Source organism: Shewanella sairae (genome assembly GCF_023283535.1).
Classification (GTDB): Bacteria; Pseudomonadota; Gammaproteobacteria; order Enterobacterales; family Shewanellaceae; genus Shewanella; species Shewanella sairae.
In genome coordinates, this window is the sequence record NZ_JAKILT010000147.1 from 1 (window position 1) to 2,080 (window position 2,080).

Below are 2,080 nucleotides of genomic sequence, written 5' to 3' on the forward strand. Positions count from 1 at the left end.
AATGCTCGTTAGACCTGTAGCAATCACCTGATGATTGATATAACCGATACTCTCATTCATAAAGTCATTATTCTTGATGATATCGTCAATGATATGCGCATCAATAACTGACTTCTCTATTGGTGTTATACCTAATGCTGTTTCAAGTAATACCTCATCACTTAATAATGAAGTGGTTATTGTTGCAGTTAATAAACCATTATGAACTGCAACAATCAAATTAACATGTTCTTTTTTTGTTTCACTTGTAAGTTGATAACTACGAACATCGACGCCTTTCAGGTTGATATTTGTATGGGCAATACCACTATCTGTTTCTGCTTTGTCGAGTAATGCCCAAATAGCATCGGCATTTTGAACTTCCACTTTAATCACTGGCATCAGTCCAAGCGTGTAGAAATAGCTACGGATATTTTCAGCGAGGCCAAAAGTGTTAATGAAAGTGCTACCGTCTTTCATTGATGCCATATATGACTTAGCAATACTAAGTAAAAATTGTGCACTAGGTTCGGATTCTTGTTCAAGTTCGTCTAATGTATTATCTGGGTATTGTCTATAACCTTCAGAAAGAGAATTGATATATGACTTAATTGGAAATGGTTTTAGTTGTGCAAACAAAATAGGAGTGTCAGCTGGCACATAGCTAAGCACGTTATTATTGCCGTTCGACATCTGTGTTGTTTGTTGATTATACCAATATCCACCTATACCCGCTGCGATAATTATTGTGGCAATAAGCGTTTTTTTCATTTAAATTCCTTTTGATAACTTAATTAATAAAAATATTCAGAGTATGACTTATAACAGGAATCGAGTACTAGAGCATTTTTTAGTGAGGGAGGGCTTTTAGGTATAGCAATTGATTTTATTAATCTATTTTTATTGAACACTAATACATTAATATGGAGTGACATAGTAACTAGGGACTGTAAAAATGATTAAGGGAATGAAATGCTTTATATAAAAAAGCCAGCTTGATTGCGAACTGGCTTTATTTATATTCGTGTTGTCAGTGTTAGAAACGACCGATTACAGCAATACCAATACCTACCCCATCAACTTCTGAATCAACCACTTTTGAAATGGCAAAGTTTGCAGAGAAGTTATCAGAGACCCGTAACCAGTATGCTGTTCTAATATCAAAATCTCCACCCGCTTCATTACGAGTATAACCAGAGCCTACAGACCATGAATTTGACACGTACCAATCAGCGCCTAAGTTATAGTGATTATCTGAGTTAGCGTGTAACCAACTTGCTGATAAATCAATACCAGGTGTAGACTCAAGCTCTAAATAACGACGAACTTTCAAACCGTAACTTTCTGTTGCGTTATCATCACCATCATCATAAAAAGCTGAAATGGCTGTTAGAGAATTGACATAATAACCTAGCTCAATGCCGTAGGTATTAAAATCAGCGTTACCAATACTATTGTTTTGGTAATTCATACCAACAAAGAACTTTGAATCAAAAACATAAGTACCATCTACACCCATGGTATCAACATCGATAGCATCGAATGTACTGTAGTTAGCACCAATATTTGAGGTTTGAGCTAAGAAACCATTTAATGCGTATGGACTAGTGTTCTGTGTTATAGGCTTTGCGTAATAACGATAATTAATACCTAGAATACCGTCACTCACTTCTTCAGTGTTTGTGACATAGCCAACACCCGCTTCATGTTGATATGAATTATCTTGAGCTGCAATAGCGCCAAAATTGGATAGGCCTAGTGCAATGACCAGTGCTGAAGCGTTAAATTTATTCATTTTCATTCCTTGACTTGTTTGTTTTTTACTGCATTTTTTGAAATTATGTCGAAAAATATTTTTTTGGCAAGATATTTGAATGGTTTCTGATGTAAAATATTTGTGTGTGAGACGTAATTCGTTCAGGTTTTGATTACCTTTGTCGTCAGCGGTTAACGTCATCATTTTTACGTGCGACAACGATTACTATTAATTGAGGATGTCACCCGTTCATTTACGAATGAACGGGGATATGGTGTTATTGATATTTAAAATGCACTTTTTATAAACGAAAGTATGTCAATCTAAGTATATTAATGTTGATTG

The 2,080-nt window shown here is 35.1% G+C and carries 1 protein-coding gene and 1 pseudogene; both read right to left on the minus strand.

What is annotated here, in order from left to right; all coding sequences use genetic code 11:
• Positions 1–750 (minus strand): annotated as a pseudogene (locus L2748_RS23630) (hypothetical protein); the annotation flags it as partial.
• A 265-nt stretch (positions 751–1,015) separates the two neighbouring features.
• Positions 1,016–1,774, minus strand: a complete 759-nt coding sequence (locus tag L2748_RS23635) for a putative porin (RefSeq protein ID WP_220783595.1) — start codon at positions 1,772–1,774, stop codon at positions 1,016–1,018.
• Between the last annotated feature and the right edge of the window lie 306 nt (positions 1,775–2,080).

What these genes read in the sequence shown, in the direction of transcription:
- L2748_RS23635 (WP_220783595.1), bottom strand. Translation starts at nt 1,774, where the DNA reads ATGAATAAATTTAACGCTTCAGCACTGGTCATTGCACTAGGCCTATCC.